General features: G+C 67.9%; 15 protein-coding genes and 3 tRNA genes. 13 read left to right on the plus strand and 5 right to left on the minus strand.

Annotated features, from left to right (window positions below; all coding sequences use genetic code 11):
• Positions 1 to 47: 47 nt before the first annotated feature.
• The 5 genes from recB to G6N07_RS02530 form a co-directional block, all read right to left on the minus strand.
• Positions 48 to 3476 (minus strand): exodeoxyribonuclease V subunit beta, encoded by a 3429-nt coding sequence (recB, locus tag G6N07_RS02510; RefSeq protein WP_085190395.1) that lies wholly within the window; start codon positions 3474 to 3476, stop codon positions 48 to 50.
• Positions 3476 to 6730 (minus strand): exodeoxyribonuclease V subunit gamma, encoded by a 3255-nt coding sequence (gene recC, locus G6N07_RS02515; protein WP_085190393.1) that lies wholly within the window; start codon positions 6728 to 6730, stop codon positions 3476 to 3478. The genes recB and recC overlap by 1 nt, the downstream gene beginning before the upstream one ends.
• A 4-nt stretch (positions 6731 to 6734) precedes the next feature.
• Entirely contained in the window at positions 6735 to 7655 is a 921-nt protein-coding gene (locus G6N07_RS02520; RefSeq protein ID WP_085190391.1) for a hypothetical protein, read from the minus strand.
• A gap of 170 nt (positions 7656 to 7825) precedes the next feature.
• Positions 7826 to 8812: a magnesium transporter CorA family protein gene (locus G6N07_RS02525; protein ID WP_085190389.1), complete on the minus strand. Its 987-nt coding sequence runs from the start codon at positions 8810 to 8812 to the stop codon at positions 7826 to 7828.
• Positions 8813 to 8897: 85 nt separating this feature from the next.
• On the minus strand, positions 8898 to 9614 hold the full coding sequence (locus tag G6N07_RS02530) for an MBL fold metallo-hydrolase (protein WP_085190387.1): 717 nt from the start codon (positions 9612 to 9614) through the stop codon (positions 8898 to 8900).
• 173 nt (positions 9615 to 9787) lie between these two features.
• Here G6N07_RS02530 and G6N07_RS02535 point away from each other — a divergent pair, with 173 nt between their 5' ends.
• The 13 genes from G6N07_RS02535 to G6N07_RS02595 all read left to right on the plus strand — a co-directional run bounded on the left by G6N07_RS02535 (position 9788) and on the right by G6N07_RS02595 (position 17330).
• Entirely contained in the window at positions 9788 to 10987 is a 1200-nt protein-coding gene (locus G6N07_RS02535) for a globin domain-containing protein (protein WP_085190385.1), read from the plus strand.
• A 142-nt stretch (positions 10988 to 11129) separates the two neighbouring features.
• Positions 11130 to 11202: transfer RNA gene (locus G6N07_RS02540), tRNA-Thr, on the plus strand.
• A gap of 31 nt (positions 11203 to 11233) precedes the next feature.
• A tRNA-Met gene (locus G6N07_RS02545) sits at positions 11234 to 11307 on the plus strand.
• A gap of 44 nt (positions 11308 to 11351) precedes the next feature.
• Complete coding sequence (gene rpmG, locus G6N07_RS02550) at positions 11352 to 11519, plus strand: 50S ribosomal protein L33 (protein WP_011854752.1); 168 nt, start codon at positions 11352 to 11354, stop codon at positions 11517 to 11519.
• A gap of 49 nt (positions 11520 to 11568) precedes the next feature.
• Complete coding sequence (gene hadA, locus G6N07_RS02555) at positions 11569 to 12048, plus strand: (3R)-hydroxyacyl-ACP dehydratase subunit HadA (protein WP_085190383.1); 480 nt, start codon at positions 11569 to 11571, stop codon at positions 12046 to 12048.
• A complete protein-coding gene (gene hadB / locus G6N07_RS02560; protein ID WP_085190381.1) occupies positions 12035 to 12463 on the plus strand; it encodes a (3R)-hydroxyacyl-ACP dehydratase subunit HadB in 429 nt (142 codons plus the stop codon). Before hadA ends, hadB begins: the two co-directional genes overlap by 14 nt.
• 16 nt (positions 12464 to 12479) lie before the next feature.
• Positions 12480 to 12989 (plus strand): (3R)-hydroxyacyl-ACP dehydratase subunit HadC, encoded by a 510-nt coding sequence (gene hadC / locus G6N07_RS02565; protein ID WP_085190379.1) that lies wholly within the window; start codon positions 12480 to 12482, stop codon positions 12987 to 12989.
• A gap of 157 nt (positions 12990 to 13146) precedes the next feature.
• A tRNA-Trp gene (locus G6N07_RS02570) sits at positions 13147 to 13222 on the plus strand.
• 94 nt (positions 13223 to 13316) lie between these two features.
• On the plus strand, positions 13317 to 13766 hold the full coding sequence (gene secE, locus G6N07_RS02575) for a preprotein translocase subunit SecE (RefSeq protein WP_085190377.1): 450 nt from the start codon (positions 13317 to 13319) through the stop codon (positions 13764 to 13766).
• Between the two features lie 36 nt (positions 13767 to 13802).
• Positions 13803 to 14627: a transcription termination/antitermination protein NusG gene (gene nusG / locus G6N07_RS02580; RefSeq protein ID WP_085190376.1), complete on the plus strand. Its 825-nt coding sequence runs from the start codon at positions 13803 to 13805 to the stop codon at positions 14625 to 14627.
• Between the two features lie 36 nt (positions 14628 to 14663).
• Positions 14664 to 15092 (plus strand): 50S ribosomal protein L11, encoded by a 429-nt coding sequence (gene rplK / locus G6N07_RS02585; RefSeq protein ID WP_085190374.1) that lies wholly within the window; start codon positions 14664 to 14666, stop codon positions 15090 to 15092.
• Positions 15093 to 15229: 137 nt separating this feature from the next.
• On the plus strand, positions 15230 to 15937 hold the full coding sequence (gene rplA / locus G6N07_RS02590) for a 50S ribosomal protein L1 (protein WP_085190372.1): 708 nt from the start codon (positions 15230 to 15232) through the stop codon (positions 15935 to 15937).
• Between the two features lie 64 nt (positions 15938 to 16001).
• Positions 16002 to 17330: a UDP-glucose dehydrogenase family protein gene (locus G6N07_RS02595; RefSeq protein WP_085190370.1), complete on the plus strand. Its 1329-nt coding sequence runs from the start codon at positions 16002 to 16004 to the stop codon at positions 17328 to 17330.
• Positions 17331 to 17484: the final 154 nt, after the last annotated feature.

Genomic DNA, 17484 nt, shown 5'->3' on the forward strand with positions numbered 1-17484 from the left:
GGGGGCGGTTCCAACGATCCGGTCTGCCACCTGCCGCGGCTGGTTGATCAACCTTCGTTCACCCTACGTGGCGTACCCCCGGTTGCCGCAACCCGCAGGCCGATTCTCACCAAACCGTCAGTGTTCTTTGATGCGGCGTTCTTTGATGCGGCCGCCGAACCGGCGTCGAGCAGGTCCGACAGCGCGACGACGAGAGGAGCGGGGGGCCGCCAACTGAACACACCGGCCGGATCACCGTCGACCTGCGGCGTCGACGCCCCGCACATTCCGCGCACGAACAGGTACAGCACGCCGCCGAGATGTTCTTCCGGGTCGTACCCCGGCACTCGCCAGCGCAGGAAACGATGCACCACAACGCAGTACAGCAGCGCCTGCAGCGGATAGTCCGAGTGCAACATCGCCTCGGCCATGCGGGCGCGGCCGTAATGGGCGGCGGTGAGCGGTGAATCCGGTTGGCCGAGCCAGTTCGTCTTGTAGTCGACCACCAGATAGCGGCCGTCCACCCGCAGCACCGCGTCGATCGACCCGGTCAGGTACCCCTTGAGCGACTGGCCGCCCAGGGCGCGGTCGGTGAGCCGGGCACCGTACGGGGCCAGCACGTCGTCGGCCTGAAGGTGCCTCCCGAGCAGGCGGCCCACGTCGGCCAGCGTGATCGCCGGCGCACCCGCGCGCACGTCCCCGCGGGCCAGCGGCAACTCGAACTCCAACTCGCACAGGCGGTCCCGCAATCCGATCTGCCGAAGCGTCACGTTCGGTGCGAGCGCGCCGAGCGGGGTGTCGTGCATCGGCAGCAGCGCCTCGGCCAGCACCTCGGGAGCGACGTCGACCGGCCACCACACCCTGTGTTCACGGACCCTGCGCTCCAGTTCGGCGCGGAGATCGGTGGCGAACGGGTCGGCGTGCTCGAGCACCGCATGCACCAGTGACCCGAACTTCGCGCCCGTCGGCAGCTCCGCCATCGGCGAGGACACCGCGGCGGCCTCGTCGTCGGGCTTCCAGATCGGCACCCCGGCGGTTTCGTCGTCGAGTTCGACCACCTCGGGTTCACTGGTCACACCGCTGCCCCCGGTCTCTTCGGCGGCCCGCAGTAGCCCCGAGTACGACGTGCGCCGCCACGCGGTGTCGATGCCACGGTGGAAGTGCCGAACCTGGAGCCCCGTCGGCTGCACGTGCGGATGGGGTGCTGCGGGTCCGGCGATCTGGGAGTCCTCGAGCGCCGGCCCGCCGAGATCGGCCCACGCGCGCAGCGCCGTCCTGGCGTCCCCGTCGTCGATTCTCGGCGGATCGCAGCGGTCCGGCACGGTCGTGTCGCCGGGCCTGCGCCCCCGCAGCAGCCGCGACAGCCCGCCGTTGGGTTCGTCCCACGACGGCGCCCACCACGCGACCACCTGGGACTGCGCCCGCGTCAGCGCGACGTAGGTCAGACGCACGTCGTCGCTTGCGGCCTCGCTGCGGCCGAGACGTTCCACCTGTGCGTGGTCGGGGCTGTCGTCGCCGCCGATGTGCAGACAGCGGGTGCGGCCGTCGTGGAACAGCACGCAGTCGCGCGTCTGGATGTTGCGGTTGAACGCGAACGGCAGGTACACCACCGGGTACTGCAGGCCCTTGCTGACCCACACGGTCATGATCTGCACGGCCGCGGCATCGTTGTCGAGGCGGCGGTTGCGTTCCACGGCACCGCTGCGCTCCTCGCGCTGCGTGCGCAGCCAGTCCCGCAGCGCAGGCAGGCCGAAGTGTTCGCGGTGCGCGACGTCGTGCAGCACCTGCGTCAGGTGGGCGAGGTCGGTCATGTGCCGCGCACCGTCGCGCCAGGACAGCACCCGCCGTCCCATCCCGGTCATGTTCGCCGCTTCGAAGATCGCGGCGACACCACGCTCACGGGCGTGGTCGGCCCACGCGCGCAGCCGTTCGGCGATCTCGTCGGTCAACGGGTCGCCCTGTGCGGCGAGTTCTTCGGCGGTGCGGCCGAAGAACATCGTGGTGGCCGCGGCGCGCACCAGCCCGGAGCGGTGCGGCTGGTCGAACGCCTCCAGCAGGCACAGCCAGTCGTCACCGGCGGGGGAGTTGAATACGTCGGAGTCCCCGGTGTAGACGGCCGGGATGCCGGCCACCGACAGCGCGTCGAAGCAGGCGCGGGCGTCCTTGTGGGTCTCGACGATCACCGCGACGTCCTTGGCCTCGATCGGCTGGTCGCAGAACGTCGCTCCGCTGGCGAGCAGGTGGCCGATGTCGGCGGCCAGGTCCGCGCTGATGTGTGGTCGCAGCTTGTCCATCGGGATCGCCTTGTCGGCACGGGTGCCGAAGGTGTCACGCGAGACGATGCGCAGACGGAAGGGATCGTTGTGCGGCGCACCCTGGAGTCGACGCCCCTGGTGCCGGGCCTCGACGGGCCGTACGACGATCTCGGGGTCGCCGAGTTCGGCGTCGCGCAGCACGGCCTGCAGCCGGTCGACGAGGCCGCCGTCACTGCGCCAGTTGGTGCCCAGGGTCTGGCGGTGCCCGGCCGTGCTCGCCGCGTGCAGATACGTGACGATGTCGCCGCCACGGAACGCGTAGATCGCCTGTTTGGGGTCGCCGATCAGGATCAGCGTCGAGCGGCCGGTGAACGCCCGGTCCATCACCTGCCACTGCACCGGATCGGTGTCCTGGAACTCGTCGACCATGACGATCGACCAGCGGCGGTGCATGCGGGTGCGGGCCGGGGAGTCCGCGTCGGCGAGCGCGTTGGCCAACCTGGACAGCAGATCGTCGTAATGCAGGACGCCCGAGCGGCGTTTGCGTCTCTCGAGTTCGGCACACACGGCTTCCGCGAACTCGACGCGCACCGCGGCCACCGTTTCTGGTGGCGGTTTGCGCGGTCGCAGCTCGGCGCCGGGGTTGCGGATGACTTCACCGGCGAGTGCCAACGCCTGCCCGCGGGTCAGGACCGGATCGTCGCGCTGCTGGCCGAAGTGGGCGAGGTACAGGTCGTCGACGATCTCGGCGGTCAGCTCGTCGAGACTCTCCACCAGCTGCCCGCCGGTATCCGTATCACCAGCCACCCCAAGTGATTTCAGGACCAGCTGACAGAACTGGTGGGTGGTCGCGATCGTGGCGGCGTCGAAACCGGCCAACGCGTCCCGCAGCCGTAGCCTGCGGAGGTGCCGTTCCTCGTCAGGGGCGTCGATGAGGTGGGCGACGAGTTCGTTGTCCCCGACGGTCGACGGATCGTCGAAGGCCACCAGCGCGTCGCGCATCTGGCCGCGCACCCGCTCCCGCAGTTCCTGGCTGGCCGCCCGGCCGAACGTCACCAGCAGCATCTGGTCGAGCGTCGCGACGCCCTCGGCGACGTAGCGCGTCACCAGCCCGGCGAGCGCGAACGTCTTCCCGGTGCCCGCGCTGGCCTCGAGCACCGTCGTGGTGCGTGGTGCGGGAAGCGGGCCGAGCAGGTCGAAATCCAGCGAGGAGCGGAGCGGATCGCGCATCTGGCCCCGCATCAGTCCTTCTCGGCTTCGAGCATCGGCAGCCACAGGCGGCAGGCGTACCCGTCGAGGCCGGCCGCGACCAACGTGTCCAGCGGGGCGTGCGGTCCCCACACCCGCACGTTGGCCGGTTCGGCGTCCTCACCCGGGTAGCGGCCGGATCTCCAGCGGAACCCCGCCTCCCGCCGCGGTTCTCCGCGGTGGTGACGCGCCTCGGCCCATGCGTACGAGGTCTTCGGTGGCAGCGGGATCGGCTCGCGGCGCCCCGCGTCGTACATGCTCACCAGATCCCGCAGCACACCGGTCGCGTCGTCCGGTGCGCCGAGCAGCCGGACCCGCGGGGTGGTGCCTCGTTTGGCGCGACCGATGCAGACCGCCGCCCAGTCGGTGCCCGGGCGTTGAGCGGCCAACGCGGTCAACTGGATCCACGACGCCAACAGGTGGCGGCCGTCGAGCTTTGAGTACGTGACGGTGACCGTCCGGTCGCGGTACACCTTGGGCACCGTGCCGGTGACGCGGCGGCCACCGCCGAGGTGGATGTCGACGTCGTACGCCTGTGGTGGCGGCCCGCGGTGCCGCTGTGCGGCGGTGGCGAGCGCGGCGGCCTGGTCGCGCAGCTCCTGCGCCTTGCGCCAGCCCAGCCGGCCGGGCGGCAGTGAACCCCGGCGCCACTCGGCCTGTTGCGCCTGTTCGGGATTGAGGCCGCGGAGCATGTCGTCGAGCATGCGTTCACCGACCTGCCATTCGGCCAGCGCGTCGATCTCGACCGGCATCGCGTCCTCGACGGCGTCGACGTCCCACGGCAGCGTGACGTCCAATGCGCGGAAGAACCCCTTGACCGGATCCTTGAAGAAGCCGGTCAGGTCGTCGAGGGCGACGTCGTGCTCCGGTGGCGGCGGTAGGGGCCGGCTGAGCAGGCCGGGGCGCTCCGCGCGGTCACCGGCCGCGACCGTCGCGGCGGTCAGCGCCGTCGAGTCGAACGTGAACGGCTGGCCGGGCACTCCGAGCGCGCCCGGGGTGACGTTGCGAACGTCGAAGGGCTGCAACGGGTGTTCCACGACGATGTGGTCGCGGACCGGGCTCTCGGTGGTGATGTCGAGCGCGTCGAGCAGTTCGACAAGAGGCACCGCCGGCGGCCTGCGCTGCCCGGAGCACTCGTCGGCGCCGGTGTAGGTGACGACCAGTTTCTCCGTCGCCGCGCCGATCGCGTCGAGCAGCAGCTGGCGGTCCTCCGAGCGGACGTCGCGTTCGCCGGTCATCGGGTCGCGGGCCAGCGCGTCGTCCCCGTCGACCACACCGAGCCGCGGGAACACGCCGTCGTCGAGACCGACCAGGCACACCACCCGGTGCGGGACCGAACGCATCGGCACCATGGTGCACACCGTCAGCGTGCCGGTGCGGAAGTTCGCGCGGGTGGGGCGCCCGGCGAGGTGGCTGTCGAGCAGCGCCTTGACGTCGGGCAGGCGCAGCAGGGTGCCGCTTCGCGGCCCGGCCTGGGTCAGCACGTCGGCGAACTCGCGTTCCAGTTGGCTGGTCTGCCAGGTGTCGTCGTCGGGGACGGCGGTCAACCGGTTGATGCCGGTGCGCAGCGCGTCGAGCCATCCGTCCAGAGGCTTTGTGCCGCTGAGGGTGTCGACGCAGGCCTGTAGGCGGTAAACGTATTCGGCGAGGCGGCCGGCGAGCTGGACCCGGTCGCTGCCGACGTCGTCGAGGGGCAGGGTGGTGTCGAGCCAGGCGTGTGCGTCGTCGGACATCGCCACACCGGCGAGGACCCGGTCGAGACCGAAACGCCAGGTGTTCTGCACGAAGTCGACGCCGTAGGGATGGCGGTGTGCACGGTCGAAGCCCCACCGGATGTTGGCCTCGCGCACCCAGTCGCCGATCGCGTCGAGGTCGTCGTCGCTGAAGTCGAAACATGCCCGGATGGGGGGTGCCTCGGCGAGGTTGAGCACCTCGGTGGCGGTGGCGCGACCGCCGGCGAGGTCGAGCAGTTGGCCGGCGACGCCGAGCAGCGGGTTGGTCTGCGTGAGCGCCCGGTCGGCCAGTTTGACCCGCAGCCGGTGCGCCGGATGGGCGCCGTGGACCACGTCGCCGAGCCCGAATCCGGCGACGATCAGCGGCGCGTAGTGCTCGATGTCCGGGCACATGACGAGGATGTCGCGGGGTTCGAGCGTCGGGTCGTCGAGGAGCAGACCGAGCAGCACCTCACGCAGGACGTCGATCTGGCGGGCGGCGCCGTGGCAACTGTGCACCTGTACGGAGCGGTCGTGGTGGGGCAGCCGGCGGTCCGCGGGGCGGACCGCGTTGGCGGCGATGTCGGACTGCAGCCAGCCGAGCAGGGTTTCGGGATGGCCGGTGTCGCCGAGATGGTCGTCGGTCTGCGGGTCGCCGGGCAGGCTGCGCTGCAGTTCGCGCAGATCGCGGCCGAGGGTGGCCAGCAGCGGGTGGCCGACCACGCGGTGGGTGGTGTCGTCACGGCGGCGGACGGGGCCGCGGTGGGTCTGCAGCGATGCCCACAGGTCGGCGCTGGCGTGCGGCAGCCACAGGTGCAGGTCGTGATGGCTGGCGAGCGCCTCGAGCAGCTCCACTTCGGTGGAGGGCAGGCGGGTGTGGCCGAACAGCGACAGGCGTTCGGGCAGGTCGGTGGGGGACTCACCAAGCCGCGCAATAGTTTTAGCGTGCCGGATGTGCGGGGGGTCGGCGGGCATGTGAGCGACGAGCGCGCGCCACAGGTGCGGTTGCCAGTGCAGGTCGTCGTCGAGGTCTGCGGTGTTGCCGTCAAGCCAGTCGACGAGGAGCTGTGGGCGTTGGCGGGCGTAGGAGGCGAACAGGCCGGCCAGGCGGCGGGCGACGGCGTAGCGGCGGCTCTGCCGGAGCTCTTTCTCCTCGCCGTGTTGAAAGTGGCCGAGGTGGGTGGCGAGCGTGGTGCACCACGGCTGGTCGAGGCTGTCATCGATGACCTCGATCAGCGGCCAGACCAGGGTGTCGGCGGCCCACGGGTCGGCGTCGTCGGGGCCGGTGGATCCGCCCATGATCTGAGCGATGAGCGAGCGCGGATTGCCGAAGGTGATGCCTGCACAAACCCCGTCGTGGCCCGAACCGCGACCCAGGATGTGCGACAGCCGCTGGCTCAGCCACCGCTCGACACCTTTGGCTCCGACGATGACGAGGTCCTCGGCGAACGGGTCGGCCGGCGGAGTCCGCAGCAGCGCACCGAGTCCGTCGGCCAGCAGATCGGTGCGCTGTGCCCGGTGCAGATGGAATGGCATCGACTCAAACGATAGATCGCGGGTCCGACTGATCGTGGGCGAGCCGCGCTTGAGCCGCCGATCTGGTGGGCACCCACTCGCCACTCCAGGTGCGATGAGCACGGGACATGAGCGCCGCTCGGGCGCGAAACCGGACGATGTGGAGGCTGCGCCACGGATGTGCGCGAATATGCAACCACCCCAACCGCTGCACCAGTTCTTCACTCTCGAGCTGCTGCACGGCTGAGTACCGCTCGAGGCGGCCGTCGGGCTCGAAGCTGATTCCCACCTTCGCGAACTCCCAGCCGACGGCGATGCGCGTCGACCAGTGCCTGTCCTCGAGCTGAATGCTGGTACCGGGTCTGGGAAGACCGGAGTCCATCAGCAATAGTCGGATCACTGTCTCCTCCCGCGATCGGGCACCGCCGTCCATCAGCTCGACGGCCTCGCGGGCCGCCGGAATCCCGCGACTCGCCGGGTAGCGGGCGGCCAACGCCTGGACGTCCGCGGCCGTCACACCGGTCACGGCCGAGAGGGCGTCGAGCACGCTGACGGCTTCCACCCGGGGCAGGCGGCGACCGACATCGAAAGCGGTGCGGGCGGGCGAGGTGACCAGGAGTTGGGCTCCACGGGTGCAGATCTCGTCTGCGGCGATGCGTTCGTCGTGGATCTCGACACCGTGTATGGGTCTGCGATGCCTGCAGATCACCTCGATGTCATGGTCTTGCAGGGCCCAGCGGACCCCGTGCCAGTAGGCGGCGGCCCGCCCGGCGACGATGCCCTTCCGTCCTGTCCACAGGAACGCCGACTCGGTCCTTGCGTCAGGTGTGTGGGGAGCTCCTTTGGGCAGGTAGATGTTCGGGTGGATGGCGGTGTAGTGCCACCGCAACGCTGCCCGTGTCAGCCGCCCGGCCGCGATCTCCTCGGAACCCACGATCGGGTACATGCCGCGATGATGACCCGCCTCACCGACAAGCCGGCCGGCTCTGGGTATGGGTCACCGCGTCGATGCTGTGCTGGTTACCGTCAACAGGGCTGTTGTCCCGACGGCGCGGGCGGGTGATCAACGACCCTGGTGTCGGTAACGGTCGTAGGGCGCGCACGACGGCACCGACCCTAGAGCCAGTCGCGGCGTTTGAACGTGACGTAGAGGATCGCGACGAGCAGGACGATGAGCACCGAACTCGTGACGAATCCGGTCACCGTCTCGATGCCCGGATAGATGACGTTCTGCCCGTAGAAGCCGGTGATCGCGGTCGGCACGGCGATGATCGCCGCCCAGCCGGTCAGTTTCTTCATCACCATGTTGAGCCGCGCATCCTGCAGCGACAGGTTCGTCTCGAAGACTGTGGTGATCATGTCGCGCAGCGACTCGGTCCACTCCGACGCGCGCAGCACGTGGTCGTAGAGGTCGGCATACCGCGGGTCGAGTTCGGCTGACATCCTCGCGTCCAGGCGCCGGTGCTGGATCGAGTTGACCACCTCACGCATCGGCAGCACCACCCGCCGCAGGTGCACGAGATCTTTGCGCAACTGGAACGTCATGCGCTGCAGCCCACCCCGCGGCATCGAGTCGGAGAACAACGCGTCCTCGATCTCCTCGATGGCGTCGTCGAGATACTGCACCGCGCTGAAGTGGCCGTCGACCACCGTGTCGAGCAGGCCGTGCACGAGCGCGCCGACGCCGAACTCCTGTCCGCCCAGTTCGTCGAACCGCTCCGACACCGCGTCGATGTCGAAGTCCGGCGACAACCGCACCGTGATCAGCCCCTGCGGCAGCACGAACCCGGAGATGCGGTGGATCGCCAACGCAGAGTCGGTGTCGCTCTGCGCCTCGTGGGTGTCGACGCTGTAGACGGTGAAGAAGGTGTGCGTCGAATACACGGTGACCTTGGTGCGCTCCGATTCGGCGACGGCATCCTCGACGGCCCACTCGTTGAGGCCCAGTTCGTGGGCGAGGTCCTTGAGGATGGCGTGGTCGGAGGCGTACACGTCGGTCCATAGAAGAGTGCCCGTTTCGGCGAGGTAGTCGGAGATCTTCGAGAACTCGAAATCGTCCTGCGGCTCACCGTTCCGCCACACCCGCCCCTGGACGTCACTCACCGGGACATCTTGTCAGCCAACCTGGTGTGATGGCTGTCACTCCAGGCGTACCCTGTGGGCCTACTTCTCTGATGGGGCGTCGCAGTCAGCCGCCCATCAACATGCGCCACTGGTCGAGGTCGCGGGCGCGGTAGACGTAGTTCGACCGCTTGACGTTCGACAGGGCGTCGCTGGGCTCCGCGGAGTACCAGTGGCCGGGGAACACCGTCGGGTCGCCCGGCAACTGGGCCAGCGCTTGCAGGCTGCGGAACATGTCGTCGGCGTTGCCGCCCGGGAAGTCGGTGCGGCCGCAGCCCTCGAGGAACAGCGTGTCCCCGGCGACGAGCCGACCGTCGAGCAGGAAGCACTGGCTGCCCGGCGTGTGGCCGGGGGTGTGTAGCAGTTCGATGTCGATGCCGCCGACGCTGACGATGTCGCCGTGGTCGTGGGCGGTCAGGTCGCTGCGGGCGATGCCGGTGACCTGGGAAACCCAGTCGGCCTCGTGGCTGTTCACGTGCACCGGCACGCTGACCCGCTCGAGCAGTTCGGCCAGCCCCTTGAGCTGGAAGCCCATCATCGAGCCGCCGACGTGGTCGGGGTGGTGGTGGGTCGCCAGCACGCCAGACAGATGCAGCCCGTCGGCCTCCAGCGCGTCGACCAGATCGCCGGCGGCGTAGGCCGGATCGACGACGACGCAGTCGCCGGTCTCCCGGTCGCCGATGAGGTAGGCGAAGTTGCGCATCTGTGTGGCGATCATGTCGCCGGCGGCGAAGTCGCGGCCCGCGAGCAGCTGGCGGAAGTAGAGACGTTCTGAATTCGGCACGCCGGACAGCCTAAAGCGGCTGGTGGAGAAACCGCACGTGCGCGGGGTGTTCAACGGCACACCCGAAAAAGGTGCAGCCCATCTACGCGTTTCCATAGCGTGCGAAGTGTGTAACTCGCCCGATTCACCCTCGGAGCGCCGCTGCACGACCCCACCGATGAAAGGACCATCCGATGACCGTCACCCCGCAGGTTTCCGCCGGCGAAGGACTCGGCCCGGAGCAGGGGCAGATCATCACCGCGACGCTGCCGCTCGTCGGCGCGCGCATCGACGAAATCACGACCGTCTTCTACAGCCGGATGTTCGCCGCCCGCCCCGAGTTGCTGCGCAACCTGTTCAACCGGGGCAACCAGGCCCAGGGCGCTCAGCAGCGGGCCCTGGCGGCGTCCATCGCGACCTACGCGACGCACCTCGTCGACCCGAACCTGCCGAATCCGGCCGAACTGATCTCGCGCATCGGGCACAAGCATGCCTCGCTGGGCATCACCGCCGACCAGTACGAGATCGTGCACGAGCATCTGTTCGCCGCGATCATCGAAGTGTTGGGCGCCGACACCGTGACGCCGGAGGTCGCCGACGCTTGGGACGCCGTCTACTGGATGATGGCGCGCACCCTGATCGGGCTGGAGCGCGGCCTATACGCCGAGGCCGGCGTCGCCGACGGGGACGTCTACCGCCGCGCGCGGGTCGTCGCGCGCACCGACGATCCGTCCGGCGCCGTCCTGCTGACTGTGTGCTCGACGGGCCAGCCGTTCCCCACATTCCGGCCCGGCCAGTACGTCTCGGTGGGGGTTACGCTGCCCGACGGGGCGCGCCAACTGCGCCAGTACAGCCTGATCAACACCCCGCACGACGGCGAGCTGACATTCGCGGTACGCCCGCTCGGGGAGGTGTCGAACTGGGTGCGCGCCAACGTGCACCGCGGGGACCTCCTCGACGTCACCGTGCCCTTCGGCGACCTACCCGACCCCGAGACCCACCACCGGCCGCTGGTTCTGGTGTCCGCGGGTATCGGGATTACCCCGATGGTGGGCATCCTCGAACACCTCGCTGCCGTCGCGCCCGAGACCACCGTGAAGGTGTGGCATGCCGACCGCTCGGCCGCGACGCACCCGCTTAAGGACCGTCAGCAGGAACTGGTCGCCGCACTGCCAGACGCCACGCTCGACGTCTGGTACGAGGAGGCCGACGGGGTGGCCCACCACGGGCTGCTCGACGCGAGTGCGGCGAAGCTGCCCGCCGACGCCGAGGTGTACCTGTGCGGCGGCAACGGCTTCGTGCAGGCGGTCCGGGCTCAGCTGCAGGAGCGCGGCGTACCGGCGGGCCGGCTGCACTGCGAGCTGTTCTCGCCGAACGACTGGCTGCTGTCGTAAAGGGCTGTCGTAAAGGGCTGTCGTAAAGGGAATGTAGACGGGCCCGCGTACGGTTGCATTGACCAGCGGTTTGGCTCCCGCGCGGGCCAGACTGTACTCTCTTCAATGCCCACGGCACGGCCTTGCCCGAGTCGAGGGTCAGGCCCCCTTAGCTCAGTCGGCAGAGCGTTTCCATGGTAAGGAAAAGGTCAACGGTTCGATTCCGTTAGGGGGCTCGGCGACCGCCGAGTGGTAGGCGCCTGGAATGGCGGTGTAGCTCAGCTGGTTAGAGCGCACGACTCATAATCGTGAGGTCGGGGGATCGAGCCCCCCCACCGCTACAGAGCACGAGAAACGACACGAGATCTGAAAGAGGGCAGCTGACGTGGCCTCCAGTACCGACGTCCGGCCGAAAATCACCTTGGCCTGTGAGGTGTGCAAGCACCGCAACTACATCACGAAGAAGAACCGCCGCAACGACCCCGACCGGCTGGAACTGAAGAAGTTCTGCCCGAACTGCGGTGTGCACCGTGCGCACAAGGAGTCGCGCTGATCGGTCGCCCGGTGGCTGAGACCACGGTGACTAGATAGGTTCAACACTCGTGTCTTTCTTGGACAAGTTCGTCGGGACGCATTACCGCCACCCCGACCACTACGTCGTGGGCCGGGAGAAGATCCGCGAGTACGCCGTGGCCGTCAAGAACGACGACGCCGCCTTCTTCGAAGAGAAGGCGGCCGCCGAACTCGGCTACGACGCCCTGCTGGCGCCACTGACATTCATCTCGGTCTTCGGTTACCAGGCCCAGTACGCGATGTTCGAGGCCAACAACATCGCCATCAGCGACGCCCAGATCGTCCAGGTCGATCAAGCGTTGAAGTTCGTCCGCCCGATCAAGGCCGGCGACACGCTGTACTGCGACGTCTACATCGACTCGATTCGCAAGGCGCACGGCACCGACATCATCACCACCAGGAACGTCATCACCAATGACAACGGTGAGGTCGTACAGGAGTGCTACACCACCCTCGCGGGGCGTAGCGACGAAGACGGAAAGAGTGGCTTCAGCAATGGCACTGCGTGAGTTCGATTCGATCAAGGTCGGCGATCAGCTCCCGGAGAAGGTGATCACCCTCACCCGCCAGGACCTGGTGAACTACGCCGGCGTCTCCGGTGACCTCAACCCCATCCACTGGGACGACGAGATCGCCAAGCAGGTCGGACTCGACACCGCCATCGCCCACGGCATGCTCACGATGGGACTCGGCGGCGGTTACATCACCTCCTGGGTGGGCGACCCGGCCGCGGTCAAGGAGTACAACGTGCGCTTCACCGCCGTCGTGCCGGTGCCCAACGACGGCAAGGGCGCCGAGATCGTCTTCAGCGGTCGCGTGAAATCGGCTGACCCGGAGACCAAGTCGGTGACCATCGCGCTGGCGGCCACCGCAGGCGGCAAGAAGATCTTCGGCCGGGCCGTCGCGGTCGCGACGCTGGCGTAGGCGAGGGGCGCATCTCATGGCACTCAAAACCGACATCCGCGGCATGGTCTGGAAGTATCCGGACACCTTCGTGGTGGGCCGCGAGCAGATCCGCCAGTACGCGAAATCGGTGAAGGCCACCGATCCGGCTACCCTCGACGAGGACGCCGCCGCCGAAATGGGTCACGAGGCGCTGATCGCGCCGCCCACCTTCATGTCGATCTTCGCGGTCATGATCCAGAACCACTTCTTCCAGAACGTCGACGTGGGCCTGGAGACCATGCAGATCGTCCAGGTCGACCAGAAGTTCCTCTTCCACCGGCCGATCGTGGCCGGCGACGCGCTGACCGGCACCATGCACGTCGAGACCGTGGACGAGCGGTTCGGCGCCGACATCGTCACCACCCGAAACGTGCTCACCGACCCGACCGGCGCGGTGGTCATGGAGTCGTTCACCACGCTGATGGGTCACGAGGGCGACAACTCGATCTCGGTGAGGTGGGACCCGCAGACGGGTCAGGTCGTGCGCACGGCCGCCGGCGAGTAGTCGCTGGGCAGCGGATTAGGAAGTCCGACGGGCTGCGCGCTAAACTCGGTGACCGGGGTTTTCCCATTACAGCGCGCTTCCGACTGAACGTCTGGAAGCGCGCGAATTGTGTGAGCCCCGTACGCGGTGACGACAGCGCCAGCAATGTCGTCCCCGAAGGGGCGTAGCTCAACTGGCAGAGCAGCGGTCTCCAAAACCGCAGGTTGCAGGTTCAAGTCCTGTCGCCCCTGCCAACTGAATACTGGACAAGCGTGGACACTGGATGGTGATGACCCAGACCATCACGAGAACGAAGAGTCCACACGAACCTGAGACGAAAGGCATGCGGTGAGCGACGAGCGCGACAGTGCCGGCTCCGCAGGCACCGGCAACGACGCAGAGACCGACGGCGTCGACGACACCCGCGGTCACACCGCTGTGGTGACCCGGCCGCTGCGCCCCACCGGCAAACGGACCCGGCGCGCGGCCGCCGACACGGACACCGAATCGGATGCCACCGAGCTCACCGAGAGTTCGGGCACCGAGAACGGCTCGGGCACCGGCACCAAGAAAAAGACCGCGAAGAAGGAGCCGGGTCGTTACCCGAACCCGTTCCTGTTCGTCGTCAACTACATCAGGCAGGTCGTCGCCGAGCTGCGCAAGGTCATCTGGCCGAACCGCAAGCAGATGGTCAGCTACACCAGCGTGGTGCTCGTCTTCCTCGCGTTCATGGTGACGCTGATCGCCGGGTTCGACTATGGCATGGCCCGACTGGTCGGACTGGTGTTCGGCGATTAGCCGAGGATCGACCAGTAACAAGAGAGGACTACAACCGTGACGAGCTTCGAGGGCGATACGCCTTCGGCCGAGGGCGTCGACCTGGTCGATACCGATGAGACCGACATGACGACCGATACTGCGAACACTGACCCCGCGAACGAGGATGCCGACGTCGCGGGCGGCGAGGTGAGTGAAGAGGCGGCCACCGACGACGTGCCCGCAGAGACCGCCGCGGAAGCCCCGGCGGAAGACGAGGATCCGGCCGTCGCGCTGAAGAAGGAACTGCGCCGGCAGCCCGGCGACTGGTACGTGATCCACTCCTACGCCGGCTACGAGAACAAGGTGAAGGCCAACCTCGAGACCCGCGTGCAGAACCTGGATGTGGGGGATTACATCTTCCAGGTCGAGGTGCCGACCGAAGAGGTCACCGAGATCAAGAACGGCCAGCGCAAGCAGGTCAACCGCAAGGTGCTGCCGGGCTACATCCTGGTCCGGATGGAACTCAACGACGAGTCGTGGGGCGCGGTGCGCAACACCCCGGGTGTCACCGGGTTCGTCGGCGCGACCTCGCGGCCGTCGCCGCTGAGCCTCGACGACGTGGTGAAGTTCCTGCTGCCGCCCGCCGCGGCGAAGAAGCCGGGCAAGGCCGGCTCGACGGCTGCCGGTGCGGCTTCGAGTGAGGCGACGCTGGAGCGTCCGGAGATCCTGGTCGACTTCGAGGTCGGCGAGTCGGTCACCGTCATGGACGGTCCGTTCGCGACGCTGCCGGCCTCGATCAGCGAGGTCAACGCCGAACAGCAGAAGCTCAAGGTGCTGGTGTCGATCTTCGGTCGTGAGACACCCGTCGAGCTGACCTTCCAACAGGTCTCCAAGATCTAAACGCAAGCCCCGAAAAAGAAGAGGAACACACACAGCATGGCCCCGAAGAAGAAGGTCACCGGGCTGATCAAGCTGCAGATCCAGGCCGGGCAGGCCAACCCCGCCCCGCCCGTGGGTCCGGCGCTCGGTCAGCACGGCGTCAACATCATGGAGTTCTGCAAGGCGTACAACGCCGCGACCGAGTCGCAGCGCGGCAACGTGATTCCGGTGGAGATCACCGTCTACGAGGACCGCAGCTTCACCTTTGCGCTCAAGACGCCGCCGGCAGCCAAGCTGCTGCTCAAGGCCGCCGGGGTGCCGAAGGGTTCCGGTGAGCCGCACAAGACCAAGGTCGCCAAGGTGACGTGGGATCAGGTGCGTGAGATCGCCGAGACCAAGAAGGCGGACCTGAACGCCAACGACATCGATCAGGCCGCCAAGATCATCGCCGGCACCGCCCGGTCGATGGGCATCACGGTCGAGTAGATCCGTTTTGTCCGTCGAGATTGCACCGAGGGTCGCGGATTTCGATCCTGCACAACCGTGAGCGCAATCTCGACAACGGTCATCGGTGGGAGGGCCAGCTCCGGCCCGCACCACGACTCAGCAACTAGGAGAATCCAATGAGCAAGAACAGCAAGGCATACCGCGAAGCCGCCGAGAAGGTCGACAAGACCAAGCTCTACACGCCGCTGGAGGCTGCGAAGCTGGCCAAGGAGACGTCGTCGAAGAAGCAGGACGCCACCGTCGAGGTCGCGATCCGGCTGGGTGTGGACCCGCGTAAGGCCGACCAGATGGTGCGCGGCACCGTCAACCTGCCGCACGGCACCGGTAAGACCGCGCGCGTCGCGGTGTTCGCCGTGGGCGACAAGGCCGAGCAGGCGAAGGCGGCCGGCGCCGACATCGTCGGCAGCGACGACCTGATCGAGCAGATCCAGGGCGGCATGCTGGACTTCGACGCGGCGATCGCGACGCCGGACCAGATGGCCAAGGTCGGGCGCATCGCCCGCATCCTCGGCCCGCGTGGCCTGATGCCGAACCCGAAGACCGGCACGGTGACCGCGGATGTCGCCAAGGCCGTGGCCGACATCAAGGGCGGCAAGATCAACTTCCGGGTGGACAAGCAGGCCAACCTGCACCTGGTGATCGGGAAGGCCTCGTTCGACGAGACGAAGCTGGTCGAGAACTACGGCGCCGCGCTGGACGAGATCATGCGGGCCAAGCCCTCGGCGTCGAAGGGCCGTTACCTGAAGAAGATCGTCGTGTCGACGACGACGGGCCCGGGCATCCCCGTCGACCCGCAGGTGACCCGCAACTTCGCGGAGGCGTGAGACCAAGCGGTGTTGCGGACTTGCCCGCTAGGATGACCCACGGGAGATTCTGGAGGGGGGGTCGATGGGTCGCCGCATCGCAGTCTTCGGCACCGGTTATCTCGGTGCCACCCATGCCGCTTGCATGGCCCAGCTAGGGCACGAGGTGCTCGGTGTCGATATCGACGAGGGGAAGCTGGCCAAGCTGGCCGCCGGTGAGCTCCCGTTCTTCGAGCCCGGGCTACCGGAGGTCTTGCGGGCGAACGTCGACGCGGGACGGTTGCGGTTCACCACCTCCTACGAGGAGGCCACCGAGTTCGCTGATGTCCATTTCATCGCTGTCGGCACCCCGCAGAAGCACGGCGAGCTCGCTGCTGACCTGCGCTACGTCGACGGGGTGGTCGAGTCGCTGGCCCCGCTGCTCACCCGCCCGGCGGTGATCTTCGGGAAGTCCACGGTGCCTGCGGGTACGGCGGCCCGATTGGGCACCCGGCTGCGGGAGCTGGCGCCCGCCGGTGAGCAGGCCGAACTCGCGTGGAATCCGGAATTCCTGAGGGAGGGGTTCGCGGTCGAGGACACGCTGCACCCAGACCGGATCGTGCTGGGCGTGGATCGCGACCGTCCGGGTAACGCGGAGGCTTGCGCGCGTGAGGTTTACGCGCCGTTGCTCGCGGAGAGCATCCCGTTCATGGTCACCGATTTGGCGACGGCCGAGTTGGTCAAGACGTCGGCGAATGCGTTTCTGGCCACGAAGATCTCGTTCATCAACGCCATCGCCGAGGTGTGCGAGGCCACCGGCGCGGACGTGTCGGTGCTGGCCGACGCAATCGGGTACGACGCCCGGATCGGGCGGCGGTTCCTCAACGCCGGCATCGGCTTCGGTGGCGGTTGTCTGCCGAAGGACATTCGCGCGTTCATCGCGATGGCCGGTGAGTTGGGGGCCGGCCAGGCGTTCGCGCTGCTGCGCGAGGTGGACAGCATCAACATGCGGCGGCGCAACAAGGTGGTGGAGTTGGCCCGGGAGGCTTCGGGCGGCTCCTTCATCGGGACGCGGGTGGCGGTGCTGGGCGCGGCGTTCAAACCGGATTCCGACGACGTCCGGGATTCACCGGCGTTGAACATCGCCGGGCAGATGCAGCTCCAAGGCGCGGCGGTGAGCGTGTACGACCCCGAGGCGATGCAGAACGCGCGGCAGTTGTTCCCGACACTGCAGTACGCGTCGAGCATTCAAGAGGCATGTGCGGGCGCCGACATGACGATGATCCTGACCGAGTGGAAGCAGTTCGTGGCCATGGATCCCGACGAACTCGGCGGCCTCGTGCGACGACGCGCCATCATCGACGGCCGCAATTGCCTCAGCCCGCAGTTGTGGCGCGACGCCGGCTGGACATACCGGGGGATCGGTCGGCCGTAAGGGTGCGATGACCGTGCCGTCGACCCGTAGGTGACCTATCCCCGCGAATCCCCGCGAATTTCCGCGAGTCCCCGCGAACAGACACAAATGTCCCCGCACACCCGGCGTGTCGGGGACATTTCCGTCTGCTCGGCAAGTTGCCCGCTGGCCGACG

Origin of the sequence: Mycolicibacterium doricum (assembly GCF_010728155.1) — a bacterium.
Taxonomy (GTDB): domain Bacteria; phylum Actinomycetota; class Actinomycetes; order Mycobacteriales; family Mycobacteriaceae; genus Mycobacterium; species Mycobacterium doricum.

Excerpts from the sequence above, each read along its gene's own strand:
- recB (WP_085190395.1), bottom strand. The coding sequence starts at position 3,476 with ATGCGGGGCCAGATGCGCGATCCGCTCCGCTCCTCGCTGGATTTCGAC.
- hadC (WP_085190379.1), top strand. The coding sequence starts at position 12,480 with ATGGCACTCAAAACCGACATCCGCGGCATGGTCTGGAAGTATCCGGAC.
- hadB (WP_085190381.1), top strand. The coding sequence starts at position 12,035 with ATGGCACTGCGTGAGTTCGATTCGATCAAGGTCGGCGATCAGCTCCCG.
- G6N07_RS02535 (WP_085190385.1), top strand. The coding sequence starts at position 9,788 with ATGACCGTCACCCCGCAGGTTTCCGCCGGCGAAGGACTCGGCCCGGAG.
- recC (WP_085190393.1), bottom strand. The coding sequence starts at position 6,730 with ATGCCATTCCATCTGCACCGGGCACAGCGCACCGATCTGCTGGCCGAC.
- rplK (WP_085190374.1), top strand. The coding sequence starts at position 14,664 with ATGGCCCCGAAGAAGAAGGTCACCGGGCTGATCAAGCTGCAGATCCAG.
- rplA (WP_085190372.1), top strand. The coding sequence starts at position 15,230 with ATGAGCAAGAACAGCAAGGCATACCGCGAAGCCGCCGAGAAGGTCGAC.
- G6N07_RS02520 (WP_085190391.1), bottom strand. The coding sequence starts at position 7,655 with ATGTACCCGATCGTGGGTTCCGAGGAGATCGCGGCCGGGCGGCTGACA.
- G6N07_RS02595 (WP_085190370.1), top strand. The coding sequence starts at position 16,002 with ATGGGTCGCCGCATCGCAGTCTTCGGCACCGGTTATCTCGGTGCCACC.